General features: G+C 62.9%; 21 protein-coding genes. 7 read left to right on the plus strand and 14 right to left on the minus strand.

Annotated features, from left to right (window positions below):
• Positions 1-88: 88 nt before the first annotated feature.
• Positions 89-2,752: a DUF1631 family protein gene (locus G7048_RS20290; protein ID WP_166069873.1), complete on the plus strand. Its 2,664-nt coding sequence runs from the start codon at positions 89-91 to the stop codon at positions 2,750-2,752.
• Positions 2,753-2,768: 16 nt separating this feature from the next.
• Here G7048_RS20290 and G7048_RS20295 read toward each other — a convergent pair whose 3' ends face one another.
• The 4 genes from G7048_RS20295 to G7048_RS20310 all read right to left on the minus strand — a co-directional run bounded on the left by G7048_RS20295 (position 2,769) and on the right by G7048_RS20310 (position 9,286).
• Entirely contained in the window at positions 2,769-4,184 is a 1,416-nt protein-coding gene (locus G7048_RS20295; protein ID WP_371747575.1) for a TAXI family TRAP transporter solute-binding subunit, read from the minus strand.
• Positions 4,181-5,212: a P1 family peptidase gene (locus tag G7048_RS20300; RefSeq protein ID WP_166069874.1), complete on the minus strand. Its 1,032-nt coding sequence runs from the start codon at positions 5,210-5,212 to the stop codon at positions 4,181-4,183. The genes G7048_RS20295 and G7048_RS20300 overlap by 4 nt, the downstream gene beginning before the upstream one ends.
• Before the next feature lie 79 nt (positions 5,213-5,291).
• Entirely contained in the window at positions 5,292-6,215 is a 924-nt protein-coding gene (locus tag G7048_RS20305; RefSeq protein WP_166069875.1) for a UbiA family prenyltransferase, read from the minus strand.
• Entirely contained in the window at positions 6,212-9,286 is a 3,075-nt protein-coding gene (locus G7048_RS20310; protein WP_166069877.1) for a hypothetical protein, read from the minus strand. The genes G7048_RS20305 and G7048_RS20310 overlap by 4 nt, the downstream gene beginning before the upstream one ends.
• A 359-nt stretch (positions 9,287-9,645) precedes the next feature.
• On the opposite strand from G7048_RS20310, the gene G7048_RS20315 reads away from it, so the two are divergent.
• A complete protein-coding gene (locus G7048_RS20315; protein ID WP_166069878.1) occupies positions 9,646-10,488 on the plus strand; it encodes a MetQ/NlpA family ABC transporter substrate-binding protein in 843 nt (280 codons plus the stop codon).
• Between the two features lie 310 nt (positions 10,489-10,798).
• Entirely contained in the window at positions 10,799-14,593 is a 3,795-nt protein-coding gene (locus tag G7048_RS20320; RefSeq protein WP_166069879.1) for an ExeM/NucH family extracellular endonuclease, read from the plus strand.
• Positions 14,594-14,665: 72 nt separating this feature from the next.
• On the opposite strand, the gene G7048_RS20325 is transcribed toward G7048_RS20320, so the two are convergent.
• The 8 genes from G7048_RS20325 to G7048_RS20360 all read right to left on the minus strand — a co-directional run bounded on the left by G7048_RS20325 (position 14,666) and on the right by G7048_RS20360 (position 21,723).
• Positions 14,666-15,079: a copper-binding protein gene (locus G7048_RS20325; RefSeq protein ID WP_166069880.1), complete on the minus strand. Its 414-nt coding sequence runs from the start codon at positions 15,077-15,079 to the stop codon at positions 14,666-14,668.
• Between the two features lie 48 nt (positions 15,080-15,127).
• Positions 15,128-15,622, minus strand: coding sequence for a DUF411 domain-containing protein (locus G7048_RS20330; RefSeq protein WP_166069881.1), 495 nt, complete (start codon positions 15,620-15,622; stop codon positions 15,128-15,130).
• 25 nt (positions 15,623-15,647) lie between these two features.
• Entirely contained in the window at positions 15,648-17,042 is a 1,395-nt protein-coding gene (locus G7048_RS20335; RefSeq protein ID WP_166069882.1) for a multicopper oxidase family protein, read from the minus strand.
• 1 nt (position 17,043) lies between these two features.
• The gene (locus tag G7048_RS20340; RefSeq protein ID WP_166069883.1) at positions 17,044-18,483 is read right to left on the minus strand and encodes a TolC family protein; all 1,440 of its coding nucleotides are present in this window, start codon (positions 18,481-18,483) and stop codon (positions 17,044-17,046) included.
• Positions 18,480-18,851 carry a hypothetical protein gene (locus tag G7048_RS20345; RefSeq protein WP_166069884.1) on the minus strand — a complete coding sequence of 124 codons (372 nt, stop codon included), beginning with the start codon at positions 18,849-18,851 and terminating at the stop codon, positions 18,480-18,482. Before G7048_RS20345 ends, G7048_RS20340 begins: the two co-directional genes overlap by 4 nt.
• Before the next feature lie 100 nt (positions 18,852-18,951).
• Positions 18,952-19,383, minus strand: coding sequence for a hypothetical protein (locus G7048_RS20350; protein WP_166069885.1), 432 nt, complete (start codon positions 19,381-19,383; stop codon positions 18,952-18,954).
• 63 nt (positions 19,384-19,446) lie between these two features.
• Positions 19,447-19,611: a hypothetical protein gene (locus G7048_RS20355; protein ID WP_166069886.1), complete on the minus strand. Its 165-nt coding sequence runs from the start codon at positions 19,609-19,611 to the stop codon at positions 19,447-19,449.
• 33 nt (positions 19,612-19,644) lie between these two features.
• Positions 19,645-21,723 (minus strand): cation-translocating P-type ATPase, encoded by a 2,079-nt coding sequence (locus tag G7048_RS20360; protein ID WP_166069887.1) that lies wholly within the window; start codon positions 21,721-21,723, stop codon positions 19,645-19,647.
• A gap of 40 nt (positions 21,724-21,763) precedes the next feature.
• Here G7048_RS20360 and G7048_RS20365 point away from each other — a divergent pair, with 40 nt between their 5' ends.
• The 4 genes from G7048_RS20365 to G7048_RS20380 are packed head-to-tail and all read left to right on the plus strand — an operon-like array spanning position 21,764 to position 24,861.
• Positions 21,764-22,222: a Cd(II)/Pb(II)-responsive transcriptional regulator gene (locus tag G7048_RS20365; protein WP_166069888.1), complete on the plus strand. Its 459-nt coding sequence runs from the start codon at positions 21,764-21,766 to the stop codon at positions 22,220-22,222.
• Positions 22,223-22,258: 36 nt separating this feature from the next.
• The gene (locus G7048_RS20370; protein WP_166069889.1) at positions 22,259-23,077 is read left to right on the plus strand and encodes an ABC transporter permease; all 819 of its coding nucleotides are present in this window, start codon (positions 22,259-22,261) and stop codon (positions 23,075-23,077) included.
• Between the two features lie 33 nt (positions 23,078-23,110).
• On the plus strand, positions 23,111-24,136 hold the full coding sequence (locus G7048_RS20375; RefSeq protein ID WP_166069890.1) for an MlaD family protein: 1,026 nt from the start codon (positions 23,111-23,113) through the stop codon (positions 24,134-24,136).
• A complete protein-coding gene (locus G7048_RS20380; RefSeq protein ID WP_166069891.1) occupies positions 24,133-24,861 on the plus strand; it encodes a hypothetical protein in 729 nt (242 codons plus the stop codon). The genes G7048_RS20375 and G7048_RS20380 overlap by 4 nt, the downstream gene beginning before the upstream one ends.
• Before the next feature lie 53 nt (positions 24,862-24,914).
• Here the strand turns inward: G7048_RS20380 and G7048_RS20385 are convergent, their stop codons facing one another.
• Positions 24,915-25,094, minus strand: coding sequence for a hypothetical protein (locus G7048_RS20385; RefSeq protein WP_166069892.1), 180 nt, complete (start codon positions 25,092-25,094; stop codon positions 24,915-24,917).
• A 192-nt stretch (positions 25,095-25,286) separates the two neighbouring features.
• Positions 25,287-26,834: an NAD(P)H-hydrate dehydratase gene (locus G7048_RS20390; RefSeq protein WP_166069893.1), complete on the minus strand. Its 1,548-nt coding sequence runs from the start codon at positions 26,832-26,834 to the stop codon at positions 25,287-25,289.
• Between the last annotated feature and the right edge of the window lie 24 nt (positions 26,835-26,858).

Consider the following 26,858-nt stretch of genomic DNA (forward strand, 5'->3'; position numbering starts at 1 on the left):
CAAATTTAAGGGGTTGAACCGAGCTTGGAGGGGTCTGCAAGTAGTAGCATTCGTTTAAAACTACTTACATTTACCCGTCCCTCGCGCCATGTCTTTGCCTGCTCCACGATCCACTGCGGTTTTTCGCGCTTGCGTCGTCAACGCCGTCAAGGAAAGCGAGGCGTTGATGGAGCAATTGATCCGCACCACGCGTGCGGATCTCACTGAATCCGAACAGAAGGCCAGCGGCATCCAGGAGCGCCTGTACTTGGGCGACGCCCTGCGTGACCTGGACAAGCAGGAAGCCACGCTGCTCAAGAGCTACCCGATGGCGCTGCTGGAAACCTTCTCCGATGGTGGCGGCTCGGCCAACAAGTCGCGCGCGGCGCTCGACACCGGCATGGATTTCGGCGAGCTCACGCTGGTGGACGACAGCGAGGTGATGGCCCAGGTCGAACTGGCCCGCGCCCAGCAGATCGCCAGCCACGCGACCGACGCTGCGCTGGCCGAACTCAACACGCTGGTCAGCTCCGCACAGGGCTTTGCCAATGTGCAGCCAGAGCGCAATCCCTTCCGTCCCGAAAACTACATCCGCGCCCTGCAGCGTGCGGTGGACGATTGCCAGGTCTCCAGCGAAACCCGCCAGCTCTGGATAGAGCGCATGCGCGAGGTGATGGGCCCGGAACTCACCGCCGCCTACAAGCGCGTGAGCGAAAGCCTGCGCGAGCATGGCGTGACGCCCGTGGGCTACACCGTCGCGTCCGGCCCCGGCATGCAGCGCGGGCAGCAGGGCGGCGGCGTTCAGGGTGGCATGCAGCACAACGGCATGGCATCCGGCTACGGTTTCCCGCAAACCAATTTCGGCCAGCCCATGCATGGTGGTCACGGCGGTCATGGCGGCTGGAACGCGACCGGCCTCGCGCCAATGGCCCCGATGGCACCCATGGGTTATGGCCAGCCAGTCGGTCAGCAGGAAGCGGTGCTCGCGGCGGGCATTCTGCGGCAGATGCTGGCGGCTGGCGGCGACCCGTTCGCCTACGACGTGGTTCAGCCGATCCAGCCCATCCAGCGTGTGGTGCCAGTGGCGCAGCAGGTGGTGATGAACCCCGGCCATGCGGCGCAGGGCGGTTATGCGAACGCTCAGGCGTCCGAAGCGATGGAAGACATCGCCCAGCTCGAAAAGCTGGTGGGTCGCCTGTCGGGCAGCCTTGGTGGCGCGCAGCCCATGCAGGTCGCGCAGCCGATGGCGGGCGTGTCGGCGCTGGCCCCCACGAACTGGCAGGACGTCTCGGTGCCGGGCAATCTCTCGGCCTACGGCAGCCTGTCGGCACGCACGGCCACCGAAGTGCTCAGCCGCATGATGGACCACATCGCGCAGGATTCGCGCCTCTTGGCCCCCGTGCAGCGAGCGGTGCAAAATTTGGAGCCCGCGCTCAAGCAACTAGTGCGCAACGATCCGAGCTTCTTCTCGAACGAACAGCATCCCGCGCGTCGTCTGCTCGACGATCTGACCCAACGCAGTCTCACGTTCAAGGACCCGGACTCAAAGGGCTTCCGCAAATACATACAGCTCGTCAACGCCGCCGTGCAGCATCTGTCCACGGTGCCGGTGCATGACGCAAGCGCGTTCGAGCATGTCTCCGGCGCGCTCGAAAGCGCCTGGAACACGCAGGTGCAGCAACTGCGTCGTCAGCAGGACGACGAGCAGAAGGCGCTGTCCGAGCGGGAACAGCGCCAGATGCTCACGGCGAGTCTGGCCAAGGATTTCGCGAAGCTGCCCGAGGCGCAGAACGTGCCCAAGGACATTCTGGATTTCATCACCGGCATCTGGGCTGGCGTGGCCGCCAAGGCGCAATGCGATGCCATGCTGAAGGGGGCGCAGCCCGGCGGTGACCCGCATGGCTATCTGGCTGTGGTGCCGCAGCTTTTGTGGTGCGCACAACCCCGCCACGCGCCCGAAGACGCGCAGCGCATGCTGCCGCTGATGTCGCAGATGCAGCGCATCATCCGCGACGGTCTGGATAGCGTTGCTCTGTCCGATGAGTACATCGGTCAGGCACTGCAGCGCGTTGCCGGACTGCAGCAAAAGGTCGCTCAAAGCGCGGCGGAATTTCTGCCGGTGGCGCAGCAACAGGTGCAGCAGGAGTCCACCTCGGTTCAGGAGATCGACGTGCCTCTGGAGCCCGAAGTGGCAGCACCCGCTGCGGCTGTCGCAGCGCCAGAGCCCGTCGCAGCCGTTCCCGAAAAGCGCCGCTTGCGCACGCTGAACGAGACGCCAGCACAGACGTTCTTTGCAGAACCGGCGCCAACTTTGGCTCAGGTTCAGGTTCAGGTTCAGGCGCCGGTCGAGGAGGCCGCTCCCGCCATCGCTCAAGAGCCCGAACCGGTGTCGGCACCCGTGCCCGAGCAGGCGTTGCAGCCGGTCATCGAGCCGCCGCTGGATGTCAGCTCCAGCGCGCCTCTGGAGTCGTTGGCCGCACCGCTGGATGGCGGCAATGGCACGGGGATCGAGCTTGGACAGTGGGTCGAACTCACGACCAACCAGCGCACCGTCAAGACCCAACTCACCTGGGTCAGTCCGCACAACACGCTGTTCCTGTTCACGGCATTGGATGCGAGCACGCAGTCGATGACGCGCCGCATGCTCGACAAGCTCAGCGCTGAAGGCATGATCCGCAAGCTGGAAGACCAGCGCGTGGTGGCTCGAGCGCTTGGAGCCGTGGCGGCAGACGCCAAGGATTCCAAACTCCGCAACAGCAAAAAGGTCGCTTGAAGCGACCTTTTTTTCGTCAAGCGCTGCTGTTGCCTGACTCCGTTGCAGCAGTGACCGCAGGAGCCGGAGCGGCTGCAGGTGTCGTGGTCTGCGAACTGCGATAGGTCACTCGCTTGCGCACCAGTTGAATGTGGTTGCGCAGGGCATACAACTCCTCGGCATAGGACAGCGGAACGCTGATCTTCTCGACCTGCGTCTCCAGCTTGTCGAGCTGCTCCAGAAGCTCCTTGGCGTTGAAGCTGCCGGACTCCATTTCGTCCTCGATTTCGCGCAGCTTGCCGTACCAGCGGAACACGCGTGAGCGCACGCGGAATTGGTAGAGCGGCGGCACGATGCGCGACAGCGGCAGCATCACGGCGATCAACAGACCCATCACCAGCCACATGCGTTCGATGAGGTTGGCGATCCAGAACGGCATGTAGCGTTGCAGCGACGGCGTGGGCTCGTTGATGGCGCGTTCGGCCTCCTTGGCGATGGGCAGTTCGGCATGCAGCGTGCTGGGGAATTCACGCGCGCGGTTGAACCAGCCCGCCTTGCCGTGGATGTTCTGGGCGTTTTGTGCAAACAGCGTGAGCAGGGCTGGGTGCGTTCCCTCGCGCGCCAGCAGCGACGTGGTGGATGCCACGAGGCGCACATCGCGCGGCGGAATGTTCTTGGCCAGATCGACCACACCGCGCGGCAGCGTCACCGGCGTGAGGAACGGGAAACGGCGGCTGTAGGCCTCGTTCTGCGAAAAGCTCATGAGCTGCACGCCAGGCGTTTGCAGCAGCATCTGCACCATCAGCGATTCGGGCGCGGACGCGAAGACGATGGCGTCGAGTTCACCGTTCAGAAAGGCCACGGTGGCGGGCGTCTGGCTCAGTTCGCTGAAGGTGAGATCCTTGAGATCGATATGGTTGGCATCCAGCAGCCGCTCCATCAGCTTGGGCAGGCCGCTGCCAGCCGATCCCACGTTCACCCGCATGCCGCGCAACTGGTGCAGTCCGTCAAGGCGCTCGCTGCGCGTGAGTTTCTTGGCCGCATCGGCGCGGTAGAACAGCCAGATGGGCTCGACGAACAGGCTGCCGAGTGAGACCAGCGCTTCGCTGTCATCCGGCGTGAGTTCGCCGCTGCCGCCTTGCACAAAAGCGACGTCCACCTCGCCATCACGCAGCAATTGCAGATTGGCCGACGAGCCCTCGCTTTCCTTCAGGATGACCTCGATGCCATCGGCCTTGAGCGCCTGCTGGTAGCGCTTGCCGAATTCCTCGTAGGCGCTCTGACCGGGACCGGTGGCGAGAATCACGGTCTTGGGCGGCGTCGGCTTGAGCCACCAATACGCACCAATCACCAGCGCCACACCCAGAATCGCCAGCGGCCCGGCGGACACCAGCAGATCGCGAATTGACAGCAGCAGATTGCGCAGGTTGCGCGACATTTGCGTGACGGTCATGCTGCCACCTCCGCACGCCAATCGGCCAGACCGGGCAGGGTGATTCCATTCGGCAGTTCAATCGAGCGTGCGGCCAGCACGGCCTGCTCGGTCGCGCGCGCCACGGCTTCGGCAGCCATTGCAGCGAGCACCAACATGCCGGGGTTCTCATCGACCAGACCCGTGCCCAGCGCAAACAAGGTGTCGCCATCGGTCATCGTGTGCACTGGGTTGATGCTGCGCGCCAGCCCATCGTGGCCGACGGTTGCGAGCCGATGCGCCTGCACCTTGGTGATCTGCGCATCGGTGGCAATCACGCCGATGGTCGTGTTCGTGCCAGCCAGCAGCGGGCGTGGTGCCTCTCCTGCCAGCAGCGCGCGGCGCGTGTCACGCAGATGCTGTCCGTCGTCGGTGCGCGCGCCTGCAATCGGCATCGCGTTGTCCGGCGAAATCACATCGCCCACCGCATTGCAGGCAATGATGGCACCTACGGTCACCTTGCCCACGCGTACAGACGCGGTGCCGATGCCGCCCTTCATCGCGTTCGCCAGACCAAACATCTTGCCGACCACAGCGCCCGCACCTGCGCCCACATTGCCCTGCGCGGGCGCACTGCGCGAAGCCGCCGCGCAGGCCGCGTAGCCCGCATCGGCATCGGGACGAATCTTCATGTCGCCCACCGTCAGATCGAACAGCACGGCAGCGGGCACCAGCGGAATGCGGCCCACGCCCACATCGAGGCCCACGCCTTGCTCCTCGAGCCAGCGCACCGCGCCCGTGGCCGCATCCAGCCCGAACGCGCTGCCGCCCGCAAGCATGATCGCGTGCACCTGTTGAACGAGGTTGGAAGGATCGAGCAAATCCGTCTCACGCGTGCCCGGCGCCGCGCCGCGCACATCCACCCCCGCCACGGCCCCCGCGCGTGCGATCACCACGCTGCAACCCGTGGGCCGCCGCGTGTCGGTGAAATGGCCGACTTCGATACCGGCCACGTCGGTGATGGAGCCAGATGATCTTGTTTGTGAGGAGTGTTTTTTGCTTGAATGCATAGCGCTCGGATTATCACGCGGCTGAGGATGGGCACTGTGAGAGGGCGCAACCGGGCGACATCGGGCCAAATGCGGTTCTTCAGATTTGATGCAGCAGCAACGCCAATGCAATCACTGCGCCGACCAGCGCGTAGAGCGCCCGGTAGCACTTTTGAAGTCGAATCAGGCTGGCGAGGCTGAGTTCTTCACGCAACGCACGCCACGTGAACGCGCAATGAATCGGGTAGAGAAACGCTGCAATGCACAAAGCCTGCGGAAGCCGGTTTTGCCAGACCAGAATTTCGAGCAAGACATATCCCAGGCTGAACAACACGAACGCGGCAAGAAAGCAGGGTACTCGCCCAAATGCGACTGCATTGGTGCGGATATGGTTCAACGTGTCGCCTGCATAGCCGCGCACTTCATGGTTGAGGTGCCCGGCTGCAAAAACCAAACCAAAGAAAACGCTGACCAGAATGCCGTCACTCCCCACAGGAGCCAGTGCGGCATAACCGAGCAGAAAATGCAGTGACCCGGAGACCAGATGCAGCGCTGTGCCGCTTACAGGTCGGCCTTTCATGTGAAAAGGAGGCACGGAGTACATCACGCTCGCGCCGGTAATCAGCACGGCCAAAACGAATGCCTGAACGCCCAGCGCCGCAAAGATCAACAGACTGGAGATCAGCAGGATCACGGCCAGCCATCCGACGGCTGCGCGCCGCACGCCCTTGTTTGCAAAGGTGCGCTGCGATCTCAGCGGATCTTGAAGATCGGCGGTGATCTCGGCCCAATCGTTGAGTACAAAAACATGTGCAACAAGGCATAGATTGCCCAGCACAAGCAGGGCGATGTGAAGCCACCAGTGCGGCGTGAGCACGCTTGCGTGCATGTGACCCGACGCGAGCAGTGCACCCATCAATGGTGTGCCTTGCAGCACCAGCACTTCTTCCCATCGAACGCTGGCCCAGACGTGAATCCACGGATGCGGCACCTGCGTTGCAGTGGAGTGCAGCGCGCGCTTCATGGTGTGCGTCCCTGCGTTGCAGGGCGATTGGTCTTGGCGCGCTCGTTGTCGTGGTACAGCCTCAGCCACAAGGCATAACCCATTTCCTGCGACCAGTAGAAGCGTTTGACGGATGCGCTCGGATCATTGTGGAAGAACAGCAGCGGATCGCGCTTCACGGCCTCGAAGCCGTTGCTCGCAAGCTCGCTCAGCAGCCGCGTGTTGTCCGCATGGTGAGTGTTGTCGGTCGGAGCGCGTTGCAATTGGCGAATGCGCTCCAGAACGAGCAACCATGTCTGTTGTCCAGCCACTGTGGATGTCAGTCGCTGGCTGGGGAGTTCGAGTGGACAGCCCATGGCCTGAAGTTCCTCAAGACGCATGGCGATGGCCGCGGGTGCCTGATGGTAGTAGACCCACAGGCGTTCGTTCATCGACTGCTTTTGCAACGCCCGGCAGAGCGCCGGGGCTTGCTCGGGATAGGCCTGGGCCAGCCACAGCAAGACGTGGATCTGGATGCCGATGTCCGGCGGATTTGGATCGGCGCCGGGATCTATGCATTCGAATTGGTCTTTCGGTGCCAGCCAGGTGCGATACAGCCCATCGGCGGTGCGATAGCGCTGCAGTGTCGCCAAGGCCATGTCCTGTTGCTGCTGATTCCCATTGGACGCCACTCGCCAGATCAGCGCAGTGTCATCGGCATCGGGCGTGATGCGGCAACTGATGGTGCCGTGCGTCGCCAGATCGGGGCGTCCGTGATAGCGAACCAGTCCCGAGTCTTCGATCTGGGTGGACAGAAAACGCCGTGCGCGATCCAGCAAGGCTTGGGCATTGGCTTCTCGCGCGACAGGTCCGAGAATGTCCAGTATCTCGGCATTGGCAAACAGGTTGAGCTCATGTGTCGAGCGCTCGAAGCGTGTCGACTGGGTGTGCTCCGTCAGCCAGTAGCCCTGCGGGTCTTGGCGATGGGCGAGCATGCCGGACGCGTATCGCGAGGCGTCGGCGAGGCTCCATGCCTCCGGTTGGTACTGCGGCATGCGCGACGGGATCGTCACCTTGGTCGCGGGAAGTGCGAATGCTTCGCCGCTTGACCTGGAGCGGACAAGAGCCGTCACCACATTTTCTCCGGGCGTCAGATCGTCAACGGGGAGGGTGATGCGCCAGCCGCTGTGTGCAAGGGACGTGGTGTACTGAACCACATCCAACCGTTCGAAGAACTGGGTGATCTTTGCAGGGTACGGTTTGCCATCGAACAGCAGGCTGATCTCGGTGGGCGTGTCTCCGTGCGCGAGTGCCCAGCCGGAGATATCGACGGTCTGCGCGGCAAGCACATTGACCGCGTCGATGGAGCCCTGGACGGGGGGCTTGGTTGCGTCAATGGATGTCGATGGCAACTCGAAAACGAAATTGGGAAGAATCCGTGGTTGGGCATTGGGGTGGGATCGCACCATTGCTGTGAACACATGCTTGCCGGGCGCGAAGTCCTTGGCGGAAAAGATCAATCGCCAGCCCGCAGCAGCGTTGTAGCCCAGCGTCTTTTCAATGTCGGGGCGAACAAAGAAGGTATCCGTGGATGCGGGGCGTTTCTTGCCATCGACGAGCAGATGCAGATCGAAGGGCTCTTGTCCACCTAGCAACGACCATCCTTCGACCACGATTGAGCCGTAAGCGGTGACGCTGACTCGATCGATCGATCCAGCCAAGGGAGTTCCCAGATCCGTTTGCAGAACGGGAGGTCGAAGGAATGGTGTGTTCGAGAGTTGCCAGATGGCTTGCTTTTCGGATTGCAGGTTCAAAATGGCAGTGGCACGTTTGTGTGCGACCAGATACTCCGCATGTGCGCTGCCCGTGTATCCGAAAGCTCCCAGCGCTTCGATGACGACGGCTGCTGCGCAGGCGGCTGCAAAGACGGCGCGACCATTTCGCTGCAAGGTGGCGATGGCAGGCGGCAGCATCCAGAACAGGATGGGAAGCATGTCGGTGAGATAGCGTGGCCCCCAACTGACCCCCTGTACCCAATGCACGATTCCATAGAACAGGATTTGCGCTGCCACGGCCGTTGCCAGCAGCTTGGCAAGCAACGGTGGACGCGACCCCGAAATCACCGCGCGAAGTCGCAGCACGATCAGCAACAGGAACGGCGAAAAGACGAACAGCCCATGCACGGGGCTGATCAACAGCGCAGCAATTCCCTCCGGTGCATCGAGCAATGACACAGCCGCTTGCGCATTCTTGGCGACCACACCATAGCCACCCATGAGGTAGCCCGTCACGCCAAGGTTGTAGGCCAGCGTGAACAAGACGGGGACGGCCGTGCCAGCCACGAATGCCCATAGATATCCGCGCGCCCAGACCAGTGCGTAGGCCGCAAAGCCAGCGGCGAGCAACGTGTCTGGCTGACGATTGCAGGCGATGAGCGCGCAGGCCAGACCAAGGCTTGCAGCGAGTTTGACATTGCATCGCGCATCGGCGACAAGCCACAGCGCCCATGCCATCAGCAACTGCGCGATGCCGTGCATCCACAGCGCCTGACTGCTGATGACCCAAGTGGATGTGCCAAACGCGAAAACCAGCGCAAGCGTGACAGCCAAGCGCTTGCTGCACTGTCTTCGCAGAACCAGAAACAGCAACATTGTGGAGAGGCTCGCGATGAACGAGGCACTGAGCTTTTCCATGATGCGCGCGACCTCATCGACCTGGCCGTAATCCCACCCCGTTTTTTCGAGATACAGATAGGAGGGCAGATACAGCGGAGTGACCAGCAGCGGCGTCACCAGCGGATAGAGCGATACCAGCTTCCCGTAGGGTGTCTGGTTGATCCAGCCAACCTTGTCAGTGGGCCAGTCATGGATTTTTGCCCCCTGACTCATGTGTTCGGCCATGGGTTCCAGTGCCAGGCTGTGGTGCTTCCAGATCGACAGGGGCAGAAACCGTGCCGTGTAGCTGTCCGCCACCGAAATGGTCCTGAGGTTGGCGTTGAACACCACAAAACAGATCAGACCAATGGCCAGACACAGCCAGACGTCCTTGAACCGCGAAGCAGCTTGCATAAGTTGCTGACCAAGCGCTGGCGTTTCTATGGAATTGGAATGCATTGGCGACGCTGCTTGAGCGCACGCTCTTTTTGCTGACATGTCTGCGCGTGGGAGGATGTGTGTGGGTGAATGGGTTGGGTGCGTGAGTCTAAGTGCTTGCTTACAAATGGTGATGAATTAAATCCCGGCGCTTCGCTTGGCGGATTGATTCTTTGGTCTCGAATGAGATCTATATGCGTTTCAGGAATATGTATCAAGTTTTATATTTGTTTGAGATATCAGCACTTGTCGTGATACTTGCGTTCAAGGGCCAACACAAACAGCAAGCCTTCATCGGCCAAGCGCTGAAAGTGTTCGTCAAAGCAGATTCAACGACTCAACAATCAGGAACAGGCCTTGAGGCCTTCGGAGATAGCAGCATGACTTTGGTTTCGTCTACCCGCCGCGCACTTCTGGCAGCCGCTACATCGGTGCTCGCCATTTCCACGGTATCGCTTGGTCTGGTGGGCACGGCTCAGGCGCAGGACGCCACCAAGAAGCAACTGATCATCGGTGGCACCGCTGGCTCGAACATCGACCAACTGCAGGCCGGCATCGTGCCGCTGCTGCAGAAGAAGGGCTACAAGGTCAAGCTGGTCGAATTCAACGACTACGTGCAGCCGAATCTGGCGCTGGCCGATGGGTCGCTCGACGCCAATTTCTTCCAGCACGAGGTCTACTTCAACCAGTTCAAGGGCGACCGCAAGCTTGATCTGGTGGCGCTGACGCAGGGCCCGATCGCGCCGATGGGCATTTACTCGAAGACCCGCAAGTCGCTGGCCGAGGCCAAGCCCGGTGATCGCATCGCGCTGCCGAATGACGCGAGCAATCTGGCGCGTGCGCTGCTGCTGGTGCAGCAAGCGGGTCTCATCAAGGTGAAGTCGAACGTGAATCCGCTGCGCATCTCGGAACTGGACATTGCCGAGAATCCGCAGAAGCTCAAGTTCGTGCCGCTCGATGCCGCGCAACTGCCGCGCTCGCTGGACGATGTGCAGTTCGCCATCATCAATGGCAACTTCGCTATCTCTTCGGGTCTGAAGCTGCAGGACGCCGTGGTGCTGGAGAAGACGCCAGACCACTACCTGAACATCGTGGCCGTGAAGACCAAGGACAAGGATGCGCAATGGGCCAAGGATTTGAACGAGGCCTTCCATTCGGTCGATTTCAAGACGGTGGTGGACAGCAAGTTTGCGGGTTACGCCAAGCCGAATTTTCTGCAGTGATTCGTCAATAACTGCTGCAATGACGATTTGATTCTCTAGGTGTTAGTGGGAACTGGGGCCGCCTTTGTGCGGCCCGTTTTTTTGCCTGTGTGTTGATGATGGGTGGTGCATGCGGCCAACGTGACGTCCGTGTGAAACGGACATGTCCCCAGGTTGTCGAACGTCATTGGCTCGTCACGCCGTGGGCGAAGAATCGTGGACATCTTGCCCTTTGGGAGGGTGAGGCAACTTCTTTCAAGCTGCGCTCATGTCCAGATTCAATACGTTCACTTCTGTTTCTACTTCTGTTGCTTTTTCTTCGTCTCGACGCATGCCACTGCACGCGCTTTGCAGTGGCCTGGTGCTCAGCTTGGTGTCTGCTGGTGTGCTGGCTGCGCCGGTGCCGTTCTCGGGCAGCTACTCCCAGAATTTCAATTCGCTGGCCAACTCCGGCACCAATGCGCCGTGGACCAATGACAGCACCTTGGCGGGCTGGTCGCTGTTCACCAAGGATGCGGCAGCCATCTCGCAGATCAACGTGGGCAGCGGTGGTGGCACGGGCGGCAGCTACTACAGCTTTGGCTTGGATGCCGCGGACCGCGCGCTGGGCGTGCTGGCATCCAGCGGCGCTTATTTCGGCTCGCCGGGGTCCGGCGCCATCGCTGGCTGGATTGCGCTGGCGTTGGTCAACAACACGGCTTCGGTGATCGATGCAGTCACGCTGCGCTTCAATGGCGAGCAGTGGCGCTATGGCGGCAGCACTGTCGCACAGAGCATGACGCTGGAGTGGGGGTTGGGAGACAGCTTTGCGACTGTGGCGACATGGAATGCGGCAGGTGACACCTTCACCTGGACGGCCCCTGTGGGCAGCGGCACGGCTGGTGCCATCGATGGCAACGCGGCAGGTCTTGTGTCACAAGTTGGCGGTGATCTGCGCGGCCTCGCATGGGGCGCTGGAAAGACGCTGTGGCTGCGCTGGGTGCAAAAGCGCACGACCAGCGGATCGAGCAACGGCCTTGCCATCGACGATGTCGTCATCAAGAGCACGGGTGCCGATACAGCACCGCCAGTGATTCAGTCATCCGCGCCTGCCAACAACGCCACCAATGTCTCCACCATGGGTGGCATCACGCTGCAATTCGACGAAGCGGTGCAGGCGGGCGACGGCTCGTTCGAGTTGCGCAAGGGCAGCACGGTCGTGGCGACTTATGCGGCGAACGATGCGAGCAAGGTCACCTTCAGCGGCCAGAGCGTGAGCATCAAGCCGGGGGCGGAGCTGGATGCGAACACCGCGTACACCTTGGCATCCGTGGGCTCGCCGGTCAAGGACATGTCGAGCAACGTCTGGGCAGGTGGTGCGGTGAATTTCACGACTGGCGCAGCCATTCCCACCACGCGCATTTCGGCCATTCAGGGCAATTCGGATGCATCGCCGCTGCTCGGCCAGACCGTCACCATCGATGCGGTGGTCACGGCCTACATGCCGGGTGTGTCGGGCTTCTATGTGCAGGAGCAGGAGTCCAACTACGACGCCGATGCGAGCACTTCAGAAGGCGTGCTGGTCTACTACGGCGGCACGAATCCGGGTGTGAGCGAAGCGACGGTCGGCAAGCGCGTGAAGCTCACCGCCGTGGTCGACGAGTTCAACAAGCTGACGGAATTGAAGAACGTCAGCAACTTCCAGATTCTGGGCGATGGCGTGATGCCCAAGCCCGTGCCGCTCACGCTGCCGATCACCGACATGGCACTGTGGGAGCGCTACGAAGGCATGCTGGTGCAGATCACTTCCGCGACCAGCGGCGGCAAGCTCGTGGTGAGCGACAACTACACCTTGGGTCGTTACGGTGACCTGGTGCTGTCCGCCGACAAGGTGCTTGCGCAATTCACCGATGAAAACGTGCCCAGCCAAAGCGGCTTTGCGGAGTATGTGAAGACCACGCAGCGCGCACAAATCATTCTGGACGATGCAAGCTCCAAGCAGAACCCGGACGCGGTGCGTGGCCGAAACGGTCAGCCACTGTCCGCGAGCAACACGCTGCGTGCGGGCGATGGGGTGAGCAGCGTCGTCGGCGTGCTCGACCAGTTCTACAGCGCCATGACACCGCCAGAGGACTACCAGACCAGCTACCGCGTGCAGCCCACGCAGGCATTGAATTTCACAGGTGCAGAACGCCCGATGGCGGCCGATCTGCAGACCGCGCTGGGCAAGGCCAGCGTCAAGGTCGCATCGGCCAACGTGCTCAATTTCTTCAGCAAGGTGGGCGACACGAGCATCAACACCAAGGACGTGTTCACCACGCCGCTGGGCAACAGCATCGGCATTCGCGGTGCCAACACAGTGTTGGAACTTGACCGCCAGAAAGCCAAGGTCGTCGCCAATCTGATCGGTCTGCAGGCCGATGTCTACGGTTTGATGGAAGTGCAGAACAATGGCTTTGCCGACGACAGCGCGCTCAAGCTGCTGATCGACGCCATGAACGCCAGCGCCGACAAACCTGCGGGCGCGCTGTATGCCTTTGTCAAGGCACCTTTCAATCAAGGCGCAGGGACGACGATGGCCGGGGCGGGCACGGATGCGATCACCGTCGCCATCGTCTACCGCAGCGACAAGGTCACCCCGGTAGGCGCAGCGGCGGTGCCGAACGTGGGCACCTATGACGCATTTACCCCCAACGTGGGCGGTGCGCGCGTGCCGGTGGCGCAGACCTTCTCGGTGCCTACATCGACGGGCACGGAGCAGTTCACCGTGGTGGTGAATCACTTCAAGTCCAAGGGTTCGCTGCTCGCCACCGGCGGCAACGGTGACATTGCCGACGGCCAGGGCAACAACAATCCCGCGCGCGTGAAGACCGCCACACAACTCAAGGACTGGCTTGCCACCAAGCCCACGGGATCGGACAGCGCGAACGTGATTCTGGTGGGCGACTTCAACGCCTATGCCAAGGAAGATCCGGTCACCTATCTCGAATCCAACGGCTACGCCAAGGTGTCGAGCGGTTACTCGTATTCGTTCGATGGCCTGTGGGGCTCGCTGGACCATATCTTCGTGACGCCGAATCTGGTCAGCAAGGTCGGCAAGGTCGTGAAATGGGCGATCAATGCGGAAGAGCCGACCGTGCTCGACTACAACACCGAGTTCAAGACACCCGACCAGATCGCCAACTACTACGCAGCAACGGCGTACCGCTCCAGCGACCACAACCCCATCGTGATGGGGCTGAATTTCGAGGCACCTCCGGTCAACAAGCCGCCAGTCATCAAGGGCGTGCCGACGACCGCAACGCCGGTGACGGTCGGCCAGAGCACCACGCTTGCAGCCCTCAGCGTGGAAGATGCGGACAGCGAGCAACTCGTGCTCACGCTCACCGCCACCAACGGCAATGTGCAAGGCGTGACCGATGCCGACACGCAGCTCGCGGGCCTGCAGCTGAAGGGCACACCCGTGCAGATCAACACGCAATTGGGCAAGGCCAGCTTTGTGGCCAGCGCACAAGGTGATGCGAACGTGGGCCTGAGCGTGACCGATGGAACGAACGATGCAGTCACCGCCAACTACGCATTCAAGGTGACGGCCGTGGTCGATCCAGGCACGAGCTTTGAGGTGATTCCCGGTGCGGGCGGCAACGTGACGGGATCGCTGCAAGGTGCTGGCTGCAAGCTCGCATCGCCACCGCAATACGTGACGCCGCAAAGCCTTGGCATCACCACCATGCCCAGCGCAGGCGCCAAGCTGCCGCACGGCCTGCTGGTGTTGAACGCCAAGGGCTGCGATGCAGGCGGCGCACTCACGGTGACGATGAACTATTCGCAGCCGCTGCCTGAACGCGCGGAACTCTGGAAGTGGGGCCGCACGGCAGACAACCAGACCAAGCACTGGTATCGCGTGCCGTACAAGGTGACGGGCCAGACGGTGAGTTTCGAGTTGAAGGACGGCGGTCTGGGCGACGATGATCTGAAGGCCGACGGGAACATCGCGGACCCGACCGCGCTGGTCGCACCGCAGGCCGTGGTGCCGCCTGCCGCAACGGTGGCAGTGCCAGTGATGAACATCTGGGGGCTGTTGCTGCTGGGCCTGTCGTTCCTGCCATTTGCACCGTTGGCACGACGCTTTTCGCGCAGGAACTGAGCGCGTAGCTTCATAGAAAGCAAAGCGGCGTTGTGATGGACAACGCCGCTTTGCTTTTTTCTTGGGCGTGGCTTATTGCGCCGCGACTTCGATCTGCGTGATCAGCAGTGCGCCGTTTTCGCGCTCGACGTGAAAGCGCACCTTGTCACCGTCCTTGAGCTTGGTGAGGTCCGCCGGGTTCTTGAGCGAGAACACCATGCTCATCGCTGGCATGTTCAGGTTGGTGATGGCCGCGTGCTTGATGCTGACCTTGCCTGCCATCAGGTTGATGCGGATGACCTCGCCATCGGTCATCACCTGCGTGCTTTCTGCAGCGGGTTGTTGTGCTGCGGCTGGGGCAGGAGTGGGCTCTGCCGCATGGCTCATGTCGTGACCGGCATGGTCCATCTTGGCGGCATCCTGTGCTTGCGCGTTGAATGCCAGGCTGGCGACGAGCGCGCCGGCGGCGATGTGGAAAGCGGTGGAGCGTTGAGTGTTGTGCTTCATGGCAATGGGCCTTGTTGTGTGTTTGTTCAAAACGGAAAAGGGGATCGATCAGCGGTAGCTCGTGAACACGCTGGTGCTCACGTCGCTGTTCATGAGGTTGCGGGTGACGAGCAGCACGTCGTACGGATCCTTGCGGCCGCCGTAGTCGGGGCCGTCCATGCCGGGGCTGCCCACGGGCATGCCGGGCACGGCGAGGCCCAGTGCCTTGGGTTTTTCCTTGAGCAGCTTGTGCACGTCTGATGCGGGCACATGGCCTTCGAGCAGGTAGTTGCCGACCAACGCCGTGTGGCATGAGCCGAGGCGCGCTGGCAGGCCCAGCTTGGCGCGCGCGGCGGTGTTGCCGCTGTCGTGCACCTTCACGGAAAAACCGTTGTCTTCCATGTGTTTGATCCAGTCGCCGCAGCAGCCGCAGTTCGGGTCTTTCCAGACTTCAACGGCGATCTTCGCGGGCTTGCTCGCGAAGGCGGGCAGGGCGATGACGGCGGCCAATCCGGCGATGAGCTGGCGGCGGTTGAATGTGGTGTTGTGGGTGTGCTTTTGCATGAAACCTCTCCTCGAAAAATGATCATCAATGGTGTTCGTGGCCGGACGAATCCGCAGCGGGTTTGCGCACGGATGGCGCGCCCGGAGCCTTGCCTGGCTCGGTCTGGCGCGGAGCCGTGGAGTCGGCGAGCGGCGCGCCTGTCCATTCCCAGGCAACGGTGCCTTGCGGATGCTTGAATGCGCCCGGATCGCGGTAGTCGTTGGCACCCAGATGGGCGCGCACCTTCAGCGTGGTGAACATGCCGCCCATCTCCAGCGGGCCGAACGGGCCGGTGCCGGTCATCATGGGGAAGGTGTTGTCGGGCAGCGGCATTTCCATCGCGCCCATGTCGCCCATGCCGCGCTCGCCCATCACCATGTAGTCGGGCACGATCTTCTGGATCTTGGCGACGAGGCCGCGGTGGTCCACGCCGATCATGGTCGGCACGTCATGCCCCATCGCGCCCATGGTGTGGTGGCTCTTGTGGCAGTGCAGTGCCCAGTCGCCCAACTCGTCGGCGACGAACTCCACCTGCCGCATCTGGCCGACGGCGACATCGGTGGTCACCTCAGGCCAGCGCGCGCTTTTGGGCACGGGGCCGCCATCGGTGCCGGTCACTTCGAACTCGTGGCCGTGCACATGAATCGGGTGATTGGTCATCGTGAGATTGCCCACGCGGATGCGCACGCGGTCGTTCTGCTTGGCGACCAGCGGTGTGATCGCGGGGAACACGCGGCTGTTGAAGGTCCAGATGTTGAAATCCGTCATCTCGTTGACGCGCGGCGTCATCGAGCCCGGCTCCACGTCGTAGGCCGACAGCAGAAAAGCGTAGTCGCGATCCACGTTGGCGATCAGTGGATGCGCGTTTTTCGGATGCGTGATCCACAGGCCCATCATGCCCATCGCCATCTGCGTCATCTCGTCCGCGTGCGGGTGGTACATGAAGGTGCCTGGCCTGCGCGCGACGAACTCGTAGACAAAGGTCTTGCCCGGCGCGATGTGCGGCTGCGTGAGCCCGCCAATGCCATCCATGCCGTTGGGCAAGCGCTGTCCATGCCAGTGCACGGTCGTGTGCTCGGGCAGGCGATTGGTGACGAAGATGCGCACCTTGTCGCCTTCCACCACCTCGATGGTCGGGCCGGGGCTCTGGCCGTTGTAGCCCCACATGTTGACCGAGAAACCCGGCGCAACCTCGCGCACCACGGGTTCGGCGACCAAGTGGAATTCCTTCACACCATTGTTCATGCGCCATGGCGTGGTCCAGCCGTTGAGCGTGACCACCGGGCGATACGGCCTGCCGTTGGGCGGCACGAGTGGCGCGGCGGTTTCCGCGTTGGACTGGCTGGCGGGTTCGGGCAGGGCGGCTATGGCCACGCGGCTGACCGAAGCGGCGGCGACTGCGGTGGCCGCGGCGCCTGCAAAAAAATGGCGGCGCTGCATGTCAGTGGCCTCCGCTTTCGTTGTTGTTGCTGTTGTTGGATGTGCTGCTTGCGACAGGCGCGATGTTGCCGGGCGATGTGCCGGTCAGCGCCAGTTGCAGATCGGTTTCGGCCAGCCAGAAATCGCGCTGCGCATTGGTGGCGTTGACCACCGCCTGCGTGGTGGTGCGGGCCTGCGCCAGCAGTTGCCAGACGCTGTCGAACATACCGTTGTAGCGCAGCACGGTCTCGTCCTGCACCTGTTTGGCGAGCGGCAGAACTTCGGCTTGCTGCTGGTGTGCGAGGTCCCACGCCGTGCGATAGCGTGCCCAGTTGGTGCGCGATTCGCTGCGCGCACGCAGGGCTGCGGACTGCAGTTGCGCGGCGCTGCGCTGCACCTCGGCGCGCGTGCGTGCGGAGGCCGATCCGCCCCAGTCGAAAATCGGCAGCGGCAGTTCCAATTCCCAGCCGCGCGTCTTCTCCACATGGCCGCTTTCGCGATCAGTTGCGCGGTTGTTCGAGTAGGTCACGCCGATGTCGCCAAACACCGCACCCACGCGCGACCAGCCGCCGCGGTCTGCGGTCACGTCGAGGTCACGCCGCAGCGCACGCAGATCGAGTCGCTCGCGCAGCGCGGTCGCTTCCGCATCGTCGCCCGAGCGCAATTCGCTGGCCGTCTTCGGAATCGCGGGCAGTTGCTTGGGCAGCGCAAAAGCCGTCTGCGTGCCCCACAGTCCCATCAGTCGCGCAAGCTGTTCGCGCTCCAGCGTGGCGTTCAAACGTGCGCGGGAAAGCTGCGCGGCCGACTCCTGCGCGATCGCCAATTCACGCGCCTGCTGCAGCTTGTTGAAATTGCCAACCACCGCCATGCGCCGCGCGAGTTCGGCTCCCAGCTGCGCCGCGTCGTTCATCTTCTCGTTGGCTTCAAGCGTCTGCTCTGCCGCCACCGCGCGCAGCCAGGCGCGGCGCGTGTCGGCTGCCACGGTCAGCACGTTCTGCGATGCCTGCAAGGTCGCTCGCTCCATCTGCCAACCCAGCCAGCGCGAGCGCCAGGGCAGGGTGATGATGTTGACCAGACCGAACGCCAACTCGCGCTCGATCTCGCGCTCATGCGCGTTGGTGAAGCGGCCCAGCGTGAGCGTTGGATTGAACAGCGTCAGCGCCTGCGCGCGTTCTGCATCCTCAATTGCGAGGCTGGCAAGCTGCGTCTGCAGATCGGGATTGTTCAAAAGCGCAATGCGCACGGCGGTGTCTTGATCGACAGGTTTGCGCAGCCATTCGCCAATGCGTTGCTGCTCATCGGCCTTGGCGTTCGCATCGACGGACGGCAGTTGCGCATCCGTGGGCAAACGGCTTTGCGTCTGCTGCTGCACATCGCCGCGCAAACCATCGGGCGACACACTCGCGCAGCCCGCCAGCACCAGCGCGGCGGCCAGCAAAGAGAGGCGTTTCGCGCTTGTCATGGCTTGCCTCCGTGGTGCATATGGTTCTTGTGATCCATGTGCTGGTGCAGGGGCGGCGATGCTGATGCCGGTGCGGCCTTGGCGGGAGCTTGTTGCGCCTCCCATTGCACCAGGTCTGCATGCCCGTTCGGAAACTCACCCACGGCCTTGTTGGCCGCGCGCCAGTCGCCCGGTTGACGCACCAGTGCACCGCTGTTTTGCAGAGATTGATGCGCCAATGGCAGCGAAGGCGCTTGCGGATCAAGCGCGTCGGAACGGGATTCGGCGTGAAGCGGTGGCGGATGTGGATGCTGTGACTGGGCGGACGCAAACGTCGTTGCCATCAACAGCATCGCCGCCAGAAAAAAGCAGGAATGCGCAGGGCGCATGGAGGTCTCCTGAAAGCTTGTGGTTCAAACACTCAGCGCCCGTCACGGCTTGCCATCGTCAGCCGATGGCAAATAGCGGACGCACTTCGGGTATGAAAGCTCAGAAGATGGGTGGTTTGGCCACCTGTGCAGGCTGCGCACTCACAAAGCGCGTGCTGCGTTCGACATGCAGGGATTGCGGCACCTGCGCCGTGTCCAGCACCAGCTCGGCGGCTGTGTGCAGCGAAGAATTGCAGATGTCGCAGGCCGAGCAGGAACCACCAAGGTGCTTGCTGCTGCCGCAGGTCTGCATGCTGGAGCCGCTGTCGGTGCAGTGATCGGCAGGGACTGCGGCAGTCTCCATCATGTCGTGATGCTGCTGCATCGCCATCGCGCTTTCGGCATCGTGCATGGCGTGCTCTGCATGCTCCATCGATTCCGCTGGCGGCTGATGGTGCATCACCACCGGCATGCTCCCCATCGCCATGGCATCCCCCAGCAGGCCACGAAGGACCAGCATGAGGACAAGGATGGTGGAGAAAATGCGGCGCATGAAGTGAATGATAGCGGGGATGGGGGAAAGTTCCTGCTTCCCGATATTCGCGCGTGGATGGGTTCAGTGAGTTTGGTCGTTGGTCTTTTTGCCAGTCAGTATTGCGGCAAGAAGTTCGATCAGCACGGCCAGCCCGGTAATCCAGGCTGCCCATTGCGGTTGACCGGCAAACAAGGCCCACAGCGCGACGAGCAAGCTGGCGAGCGACAACCAGTGAACGGCTTTCATGTCCGACTCCTTGCAGTACTGACGGTGTTCAGTTTACTTCCCAGCCCAATTCCTCAACCGCAACCCATTCGCCACCACCAGCAGCGAAACCCCCATGTCCGCCACCACGGCCATCCACATGGTGGCGTGGCCGGTGAGTGCGAGGGCGAAGAACACGATCTTGATTCCCAGCGCGAGGCTGATGTTCTGCCAGAGGATGCTGTGCGCTGATTGGGACAGGCGCACGGTGTCGGGGATGCGGCGCAGGTCGTCGTTCATGAGGACGACGGCTGCGGTTTCCATGGCCATGCCGGTGGAGTGGGCGCCGCCCATGGCGAAGCCGACGTCGGCCTTGGCGAGGGCGGGGGCGTCGTTGATGCCGTCGCCGGTCATGGCGGTGGGGCCTTTGGTTTTCTGGAAGGTGGCGAGCAGTTCCAGCTTGTCGTGCGGGAGCAGGCCGCCTCGTGCGTCGGTGATGCCTGCTTCGGCGGCCACGGCTTTGACGGTGGCGGGGTTGTCGCCGCTCAGCACGATGGGCTCGACGCCGAGGGCCTTGAGTTGTTCGACGGCTTCGCGCGAGGTGCTGCGCAGCGGGTCGGCCACGGCGAAGAAGGCGAGCACGGATTGTTCGTCGGACAGCAGGGTGACGGTGCGGCCTTGCAGTTCCTGTTCGGCGAGTTGCTTTTCGAGTGCGTCGCTCGCCAGGCCCATTTCACGCATCACGCGCAGATTGCCCAGCACATAGCGCTGGCCGAAGATGCTGCCTTCGACGCCGCGTCCGGGCAGGGCCTTGAGATCCTGGACGTTGTTGTCGATCTGCGCGGGCATTTTGGCGGCGAGACCCGCTGCAATGGCGCGCGAGACCGGGTGGTCGGAGCGGCTGGCGAGCTGCCATGCGACGTGCGCCGCGTCGTCATCGTCGCCTTCGCGCAGCGCCTGCCATTGCACGAGCGCGGGGCTGCCGGTGGTGAGCGTGCCGGTCTTGTCGAGCGCGATGACCTTGAGCTTGCGGGCTTCTTCCAGCGCGCTGCCGCCCTTGATCAGAATGCCGCGCTTGGCGGCGGCGGTGAGGGCGCTGACCACGGTGACGGGTGTGGAGATCACCAGTGCGCAGGGGCAGGCGATCACCAGCAGGGCGAGGGCCTGGTAGATGGAGTCGTGCCAGGTCCAGCCCGCGACCAGCGGGGCGAGCACGGCCAGCAGCAGCGCAAGCACGAAGACGATGGGCGTGTAGACCTGCGCGAAGCGATCGACAAAGCGCTGCGTGGGCGCGCGCGAGGCCTGGGCTTCTTCGACGGCGTGGACGATGCGCGCGAGCAGCGTGTTGCCGGGCGGTGCGGTGACCTGCATCTGCAGCTCGCCGTTCTGGTTGACGCTGCCGGCGTAGAGCGAATCGCCCACGGCCTTGTCGGCCAGTTGGCTTTCGCCGGTGATGGGGGCTTGGTTCACCGCGCTTTCGCCTTGGGTGACGGTGCCGTCGAGCGGAACCAGCGCGCCGGGGGCGATGCGGACGGTAGCACCCATGGACACATCGGCCACGGCGGTCTTCTGGATGCTGCCGTCGGGCTGCATCACATCAGCGGTTTCGGGTGCGAGGTTGAGCAGGCTGCGGATGGCGTTGCGTGCGCGGTCCATGGCCTGGTCTTCGATGCGCTCGGCAGCGGCGTAGAGTGCCATCACCATGGCGGCTTCGGGCCATTGGCCGATGAGGAAAGCACCGGTCACCGCCACGGCCATGAGGGCGTGGATGCCGAGCTTGAGGTTCACCAGGCTCTTGATTCCCGCCTTGTAGACGCCCAGACCGGACAGCAGGATGGCGATGATCGCGAGGGCCATGCCCACGTATTGCAGCGAGTACCAGTGCGCGACCTCCGCGCCCAGCGCGACGGCCAATGCCGCGTAGATGCGCGGCCAACTGGGCAGCACACCATGGTCGTGGCCTGCGTGGTCGTCATCGTCGCCTTCGCCATGGGCATGCGAGCTGCCGCCGCAGCAGGCGCCGCAGCCGATAGCGGGCGGGGCAGACTTTTTGACCGCGGGTTTGGCGGGGCTGTGATCGTGAGGATGCTCGTGATCGTGGTGATCATGGACAGGGTTTTCAGGGGAATGGGGGTGTGTGCTGCTCTGACTCATGTCATGATTGGAAACCTTGAAGTCACTTGAAGGTCAAGCGATGTCCGTACAAAGTCCCCAATATCGCATCGGAGATGCCGCGCGCCTCTCGGGCATTCCGGCGGCCAGCATTCGTTATTACGAGAAGGAAGGGCTGCTGCCCGCGCAGTCGCGTGCGGACAACCAGTACCGGCTCTACAACGACGACGAAATCCATCGCCTGCGCTTTGTGCGCCTGTGCCGCGCGATGGACATGTCGCTGGGTGAGGTGCGCACGCTGTTGGCGCTTGATGGAGCCGAGGAGCGCGACGCCCATGCCGCCTGCGTGACGCTCGACGAACATCTGGAGCATGTGCGCACCCGCCTGAACGAGCTGCAGACGCTGGAGCAGGAACTGCTGTCGCTGCGCGGGCGCTGCGATGGCGCGGGTGGGCACTGTCATGTGATCGAGGCACTGCACGAGCGTGCGGATGCCGATCCGGTGCCGCCGCCACAGCCCGCACACAAGCGCCATGTCTGACGCGCACGGCTCAATCTGTCCCGCTATGATCAAACCATGAGTGCAGCACAGGGCGTCATCGAACTGCCGGACCGCATCTGGGCCACGGTGCGGCGTTGGGCCGTGTCGTGGTGGCGCATCGTCTATCTGGGCGCGGTGGTGCTGGTGCTGATGCTTTCGCCATCGAGCTACAACCGCGGCATGCGCTGGCGGCTGGCGCGGCACATGTATCTGGAGACCGCGCCGATTCTGATCGGCCACACCTTGCTGGCGGCGCTGCTGAGTCTGGTGATCACGCGCATTGTGGTCGTCACGGCACAGAGCTACGGGCTGTCGCGCTATGCGCTGGAGATGGTGATTCGCGTGCTGGTGCTGGAGCTGATTCCGCTGACCGCCGCGCTGTTCGTCGCCATGCGCGCGACGATTCCCAACGGCACCAAGCTGGCGCTGATGCAGCAATCCGGCCACTTCGACACGCTGCGCGCGCACGGGGCCGATCCGATTCGCGTGGAACTGCTGCCGCGCGTGGTGGCGGGCGTGTACGCCAGCGTGACGCTGGCCGCGCTCTCGTGCGTGGTGGCGCTGGTCATGGCCTATGTGGGCGTGTATGGCCTGAGCACGGCGGGCCTGCCGCTGTACACGCGCATGTTCGGCCATGTGTTCACGCCGCAGATCACCTTCATCTTCGCGTTCAAGACGGTGTTTTTCAGTCTGGCGATTGCGCTGATCCCGATGGCCGAGGGGCTGTACACGGACGCCAAGGCCAGCAGCAACGGAGTTCCCAAAAATCTGGATTCCGAACTGGGCGGGCTGGCGCGCATGTTTGCCGTGCTGCTGCTCATCGAGGCCGCCTCGCTGGTGGGCAACTACTACTGACGAACTGACGATGAAACTCAGGGCCACAAGAATATGACCGATCCACAACAAGAAAGACCCGAGCCGCGAGAGCCGGTGCAAGGCCCTTTGCCGCCGATGGGCAGCGACGAACTGCTGCGCCCCGTCGCCCATCTGGAGCGCAAGGCGGTGGCGATGCTGCTGTTCACGATGCTGCTGATCGTCGGCGCGGCTATCTATCTGATGTACGCGCGCGGCGTGTTCGAGCCCACGCAGCGGCTGATTCTCACGGCGGACGATTCGCAGGGCGTCTCGGTCGGCATGGACATGACGTTCCAGGGCTTTCCGATTGGCCGCGTGCGCAAGATCGAACTGGCAGACAACGCCGAGGTGCACATCCTCATCGACGTGCCGAAGAAAGAAGCGCACTGGCTGCGCTCGACCAGCGTGTTCACTCTGGTGAGCGGCATCGTGGGTGGCACGACCATCAAGGCGTACAGCGGCATCCTGACTGACCCGCAGCTCGAAGACGGCGCGACTCGCCCGGTGCTGCGTGGAGACGCCACTGCCGAGATTCCGCAGCTCGTGGCGCAGGCGCGCGAACTGCTCGAAAACCTGAACGCGATGACGTCGCAGGGCTCGGCGCTGGGCGGCGTGGTCGAGAACGTGCGCACGCTTACCGAAAGCCTGAACGGGCCCGGCGGGGCGCTCAAGGTGCTGACTGGCAACGAAGCCGATTCCAAGAAGATTGCGTTGACGCTGGACCGCGTGAATCAGTTGCTCGCGCGGCTGGATGGCGTGGTGGTCAAGGCCGATAAGCAGGTGTTTGGCGCGGGCAAGGACGCCGGGTTGGTGCAGGACGTGCGCGGCGCGGTTCTGCAGCTCAACGGTCTGCTGACCGACACACGCAAGAGCCTGACCAAGATCGACGCCGTGCTGGTCGAGGCGCAGGGCATTGCCGCCAATGCGAATGAGGCCACGACCGATCTGGGGGCGCTGCGCGGCGAGGTCGAGGCCAATCTGCGCAAGGTGGAAAGCCTGCTGAGCGACATCAACCGCAAATGGCCGTTTGCCAAGGATTCGGAGCTGAAACTGCCATGAGCCATGCTGACCGACACCCTCTTTTTTCTTCTTGCGCGCGCTGGTTGCTGGCGGGCGTCGCGTTGACGCTGACGGCCTGCGCGGACAAGCCACCCGTGCCGGATTGGAAGATCAACGCGCACGGTTCGGTGCAGCGTGCCACGGATGCCTATCTCTCGGGCAAGACGCGCGTGTCCGATCAGGAATGGCGCGTGGCTCGCAGCGAAGTCTCGCGCACCGGCAGTGCCGAGCAATTGGCGCGGGTGGAGCTGAGTCGCTGCGCCGCGCAGGTGGCGGCGGCGCAGGTCGAGGATTGCAGCGGCTTCGAGCGCCTGCGTGCCGATCCGCAACCTGCCGAGCTGGCCTATGCGGATTACCTGGCCGGAAAGCCGCTTTCGTCCGCGCAGATCGCGTTGCTGCCCGAAGCACAGCGCAAGGCGGCGAGCGATGTGACTGCGGTGGGTGCGATTGCCGATCCGCTCTCGCAACTGGTGGCGGCTGGTGCTGCGTTGAAAGCAGGGCGTGCAACCCCGGAAACGCTGGTCAAGGCGAGCGATACCGCGTCAGCGCAGGGCTGGAGCCATGCCTTGCTGGGTTGGCTGAATCTGCGGGCCGAGCGCGCCAAGGCGCTTGGAGATGCCGAGTTGGTTGCGGCCTTGCAGCGGCGCATGGCGCTCGTTCAGCAACAGGGTCAACCGGAGAAGTCGGCTCAGGAAAACGAAAAGGCCTCTGCAAAGAGGCCTTGAGTTGGGGCGTGACAGGGCAAAGACGGGCGGCGTGAGATGCGCCCGTTTTGCTTTCAGTTGAACAGTTCTGCGCTCAGCAGTTTGTCCAGCTGTGTGTTTGCTGTTGTCAGCGAATCGACGGACTGCACAGCCTCATCGGGAATCAACGTCATGGCAGTGGCCGCTACAGCCAAAGCTACCGTCACCGTGAAGGCTGCCAGTGCGCGCGATCCTTGGCGGATGTTGCGGTTCATGACAGGGTCCTCGGAAAAAAGAAAAACAATGGATACAGTCAATCAACGTTTTACCTAGCAATTTCGTTGACCAACTGACTCTATTGGAACACCCGAGTTAGGAGAAATCGTGTCGGACGAGGACTTGTAACCGTGGTTTGAAATTCAATTTACGCTTGATTACCAATATGTGGGCTCAAGCCGACAAAACGGCTAAGAAGTCAGCGCCTGGGCCAGTCGCGAGGCCGTCAACTGGCTGAATTCCGGCCATTTATCGGCAATCAGCCCATGCTGCCAACAGGCTTTGCGCGTTTCGGCAAACGCATTTGCGTGCAGTTCTGTGTGATCGTGAGTAGTGACCATCGACGCGATTCGCGCACCGAGCAGGCCAGCGAGTACATCGCCCGTGCCGCCAGTTGCAAGTCGCGCGTTGCCGGTCGGATTGATGCAGGGCGTTTGGTGAGGCGCAGCGATGATGCTGCCCGAGCCCTTCAGGATCACGATGCAGCCGAACCGTTCGGCGAGCTTCTGTGCTGCGGCGATGCGGTCGGCCTGCACGGTGGCGGTGTTCGTGTCCAGCAGCTGTGCCGCTTCGAGTGGATGGGGTGTCATCGCGGTGATGTGCAGCGGATGGCTGCTGCGTGCCTTGAGCAAGGCTTGCAATGGTGCTTCTGCGGCGATGGCGTTCAGCGCATCGGCATCCAGCACCAGTCGCTGTGATCGTTGCAGTACATCGGGCAGAACGTTGCGCACCGCGTTGCCGCCACCACAGCCGCAGACCACGGTGATTTTTTCCAATTCCAGCATGTCGAAGCGCCGCAGCATGATCTCGGGCTGCTCGCCGGGCAGTTGCAGCAGGTCGGCGTCGAGCGGCGCGAGCATCACGCGGCCCGCGCCTGCATGCAGGGCGGCCGTCGCAGCCAGCAACGCGGCACCCGTCATGCCCATTCCGCGCTCGCGCAGGCCTTCGCCGCCGACGATGGCGACATCGCCCCAGGTGCCCTTGTGGCTGGCGTGAGGTCGATGTTGCGATGCGGGGGCACCGGCCAGAAGTGAGGAAGGCGGGAGATCGCCTTGGCTCAGATCCAGATCGTCGAGCCAGACGGTGCCAGCTTCGTCGCGGCCTGCGCCGGTAAAGAGGCCCGGTTTCAAGCTGAGCAGGCTCAGCGTGTGGCGTTTGCCTGGCGTCGCAGCGCTTGCGTTCGCATGCTCGAAGCCGGGGGCAAGTTGACCGGAGTCTGCGATCAAGCCGCTTGGCAGATCGACACACAGCACCGTGGCGCGTGTGGTGCGGATGACGGAAAGCAGCGCCAGCAAGGCTTGTGATGGCTGGCGCGCGTCGTCGCCAGCGGTCAGACCGATGCCGAGCAGGGCGTCGATGCAAAGGTCCTGCTCATTGAGATCATCAGGCACCTGATCGACAAAGCGCACGCCGCCATCGATGGCCTTTTGCCACGACCTCTGTGTGTCCTGCGGCGCTGTTTGGGGTGAGCCCAGCCAGCTCACGCACACGTTCAAGCCTTGATTCTTCAGCAGCGCGGCGGCTTCAAGCCCATCGCCACCGTTGTTGCCCGCACCGCACGCCACCCAGATCTGCCTTGCATGCGGGGCAATCGCCACGGCCAGCCTCGCTATGGCGGCTCCGGCGCGCTGCATCAGCACATGCGGGCCGGTGGCGGCGATGCCCACGGCCTCCAGCGTGCGCGTGGCGGCGGTGTTGTACAGAGGGTGATCGTGATCGAAATGAACGCGCTGCAGCATTCCCGCATTGTGGGGGATGTGCGA

The organism is Diaphorobacter sp. HDW4B (assembly GCF_011305535.1).
Lineage (GTDB): Bacteria > Pseudomonadota > Gammaproteobacteria > Burkholderiales > Burkholderiaceae_C > Diaphorobacter_A.

Excerpts from the sequence above, each read along its gene's own strand:
- G7048_RS20360 (WP_166069887.1), bottom strand. The coding sequence starts at position 21,723 with ATGAGTCAGAGCAGCACACACCCCCATTCCCCTGAAAACCCTGTCCAT.
- G7048_RS20385 (WP_166069892.1), bottom strand. The coding sequence starts at position 25,094 with ATGAACCGCAACATCCGCCAAGGATCGCGCGCACTGGCAGCCTTCACG.
- G7048_RS20330 (WP_166069881.1), bottom strand. The coding sequence starts at position 15,622 with ATGCAAAAGCACACCCACAACACCACATTCAACCGCCGCCAGCTCATC.
- G7048_RS20320 (WP_166069879.1), top strand. The coding sequence starts at position 10,799 with ATGCCACTGCACGCGCTTTGCAGTGGCCTGGTGCTCAGCTTGGTGTCT.
- G7048_RS20340 (WP_166069883.1), bottom strand. The coding sequence starts at position 18,483 with ATGACAAGCGCGAAACGCCTCTCTTTGCTGGCCGCCGCGCTGGTGCTG.
- G7048_RS20365 (WP_166069888.1), top strand. The coding sequence starts at position 21,764 with ATGTCCGTACAAAGTCCCCAATATCGCATCGGAGATGCCGCGCGCCTC.
- G7048_RS20300 (WP_166069874.1), bottom strand. The coding sequence starts at position 5,212 with ATGCATTCAAGCAAAAAACACTCCTCACAAACAAGATCATCTGGCTCC.
- G7048_RS20315 (WP_166069878.1), top strand. The coding sequence starts at position 9,646 with ATGACTTTGGTTTCGTCTACCCGCCGCGCACTTCTGGCAGCCGCTACA.
- G7048_RS20335 (WP_166069882.1), bottom strand. The coding sequence starts at position 17,042 with ATGCAGCGCCGCCATTTTTTTGCAGGCGCCGCGGCCACCGCAGTCGCC.
- G7048_RS20290 (WP_166069873.1), top strand. The coding sequence starts at position 89 with ATGTCTTTGCCTGCTCCACGATCCACTGCGGTTTTTCGCGCTTGCGTC.
- G7048_RS20295 (WP_371747575.1), bottom strand. The coding sequence starts at position 4,184 with ATGACCGTCACGCAAATGTCGCGCAACCTGCGCAATCTGCTGCTGTCA.
- G7048_RS20355 (WP_166069886.1), bottom strand. The coding sequence starts at position 19,611 with ATGAAAGCCGTTCACTGGTTGTCGCTCGCCAGCTTGCTCGTCGCGCTG.
- G7048_RS20350 (WP_166069885.1), bottom strand. The coding sequence starts at position 19,383 with ATGCGCCGCATTTTCTCCACCATCCTTGTCCTCATGCTGGTCCTTCGT.
- G7048_RS20375 (WP_166069890.1), top strand. The coding sequence starts at position 23,111 with ATGACCGATCCACAACAAGAAAGACCCGAGCCGCGAGAGCCGGTGCAA.
- G7048_RS20345 (WP_166069884.1), bottom strand. The coding sequence starts at position 18,851 with ATGCGCCCTGCGCATTCCTGCTTTTTTCTGGCGGCGATGCTGTTGATG.
- G7048_RS20310 (WP_166069877.1), bottom strand. The coding sequence starts at position 9,286 with ATGCATTCCAATTCCATAGAAACGCCAGCGCTTGGTCAGCAACTTATG.
- G7048_RS20305 (WP_166069875.1), bottom strand. The coding sequence starts at position 6,215 with ATGAAGCGCGCGCTGCACTCCACTGCAACGCAGGTGCCGCATCCGTGG.
- G7048_RS20325 (WP_166069880.1), bottom strand. The coding sequence starts at position 15,079 with ATGAAGCACAACACTCAACGCTCCACCGCTTTCCACATCGCCGCCGGC.
- G7048_RS20380 (WP_166069891.1), top strand. The coding sequence starts at position 24,133 with ATGAGCCATGCTGACCGACACCCTCTTTTTTCTTCTTGCGCGCGCTGG.
- G7048_RS20370 (WP_166069889.1), top strand. The coding sequence starts at position 22,259 with ATGAGTGCAGCACAGGGCGTCATCGAACTGCCGGACCGCATCTGGGCC.
- G7048_RS20390 (WP_166069893.1), bottom strand. The coding sequence starts at position 26,834 with ATGCTGCAGCGCGTTCATTTCGATCACGATCACCCTCTGTACAACACC.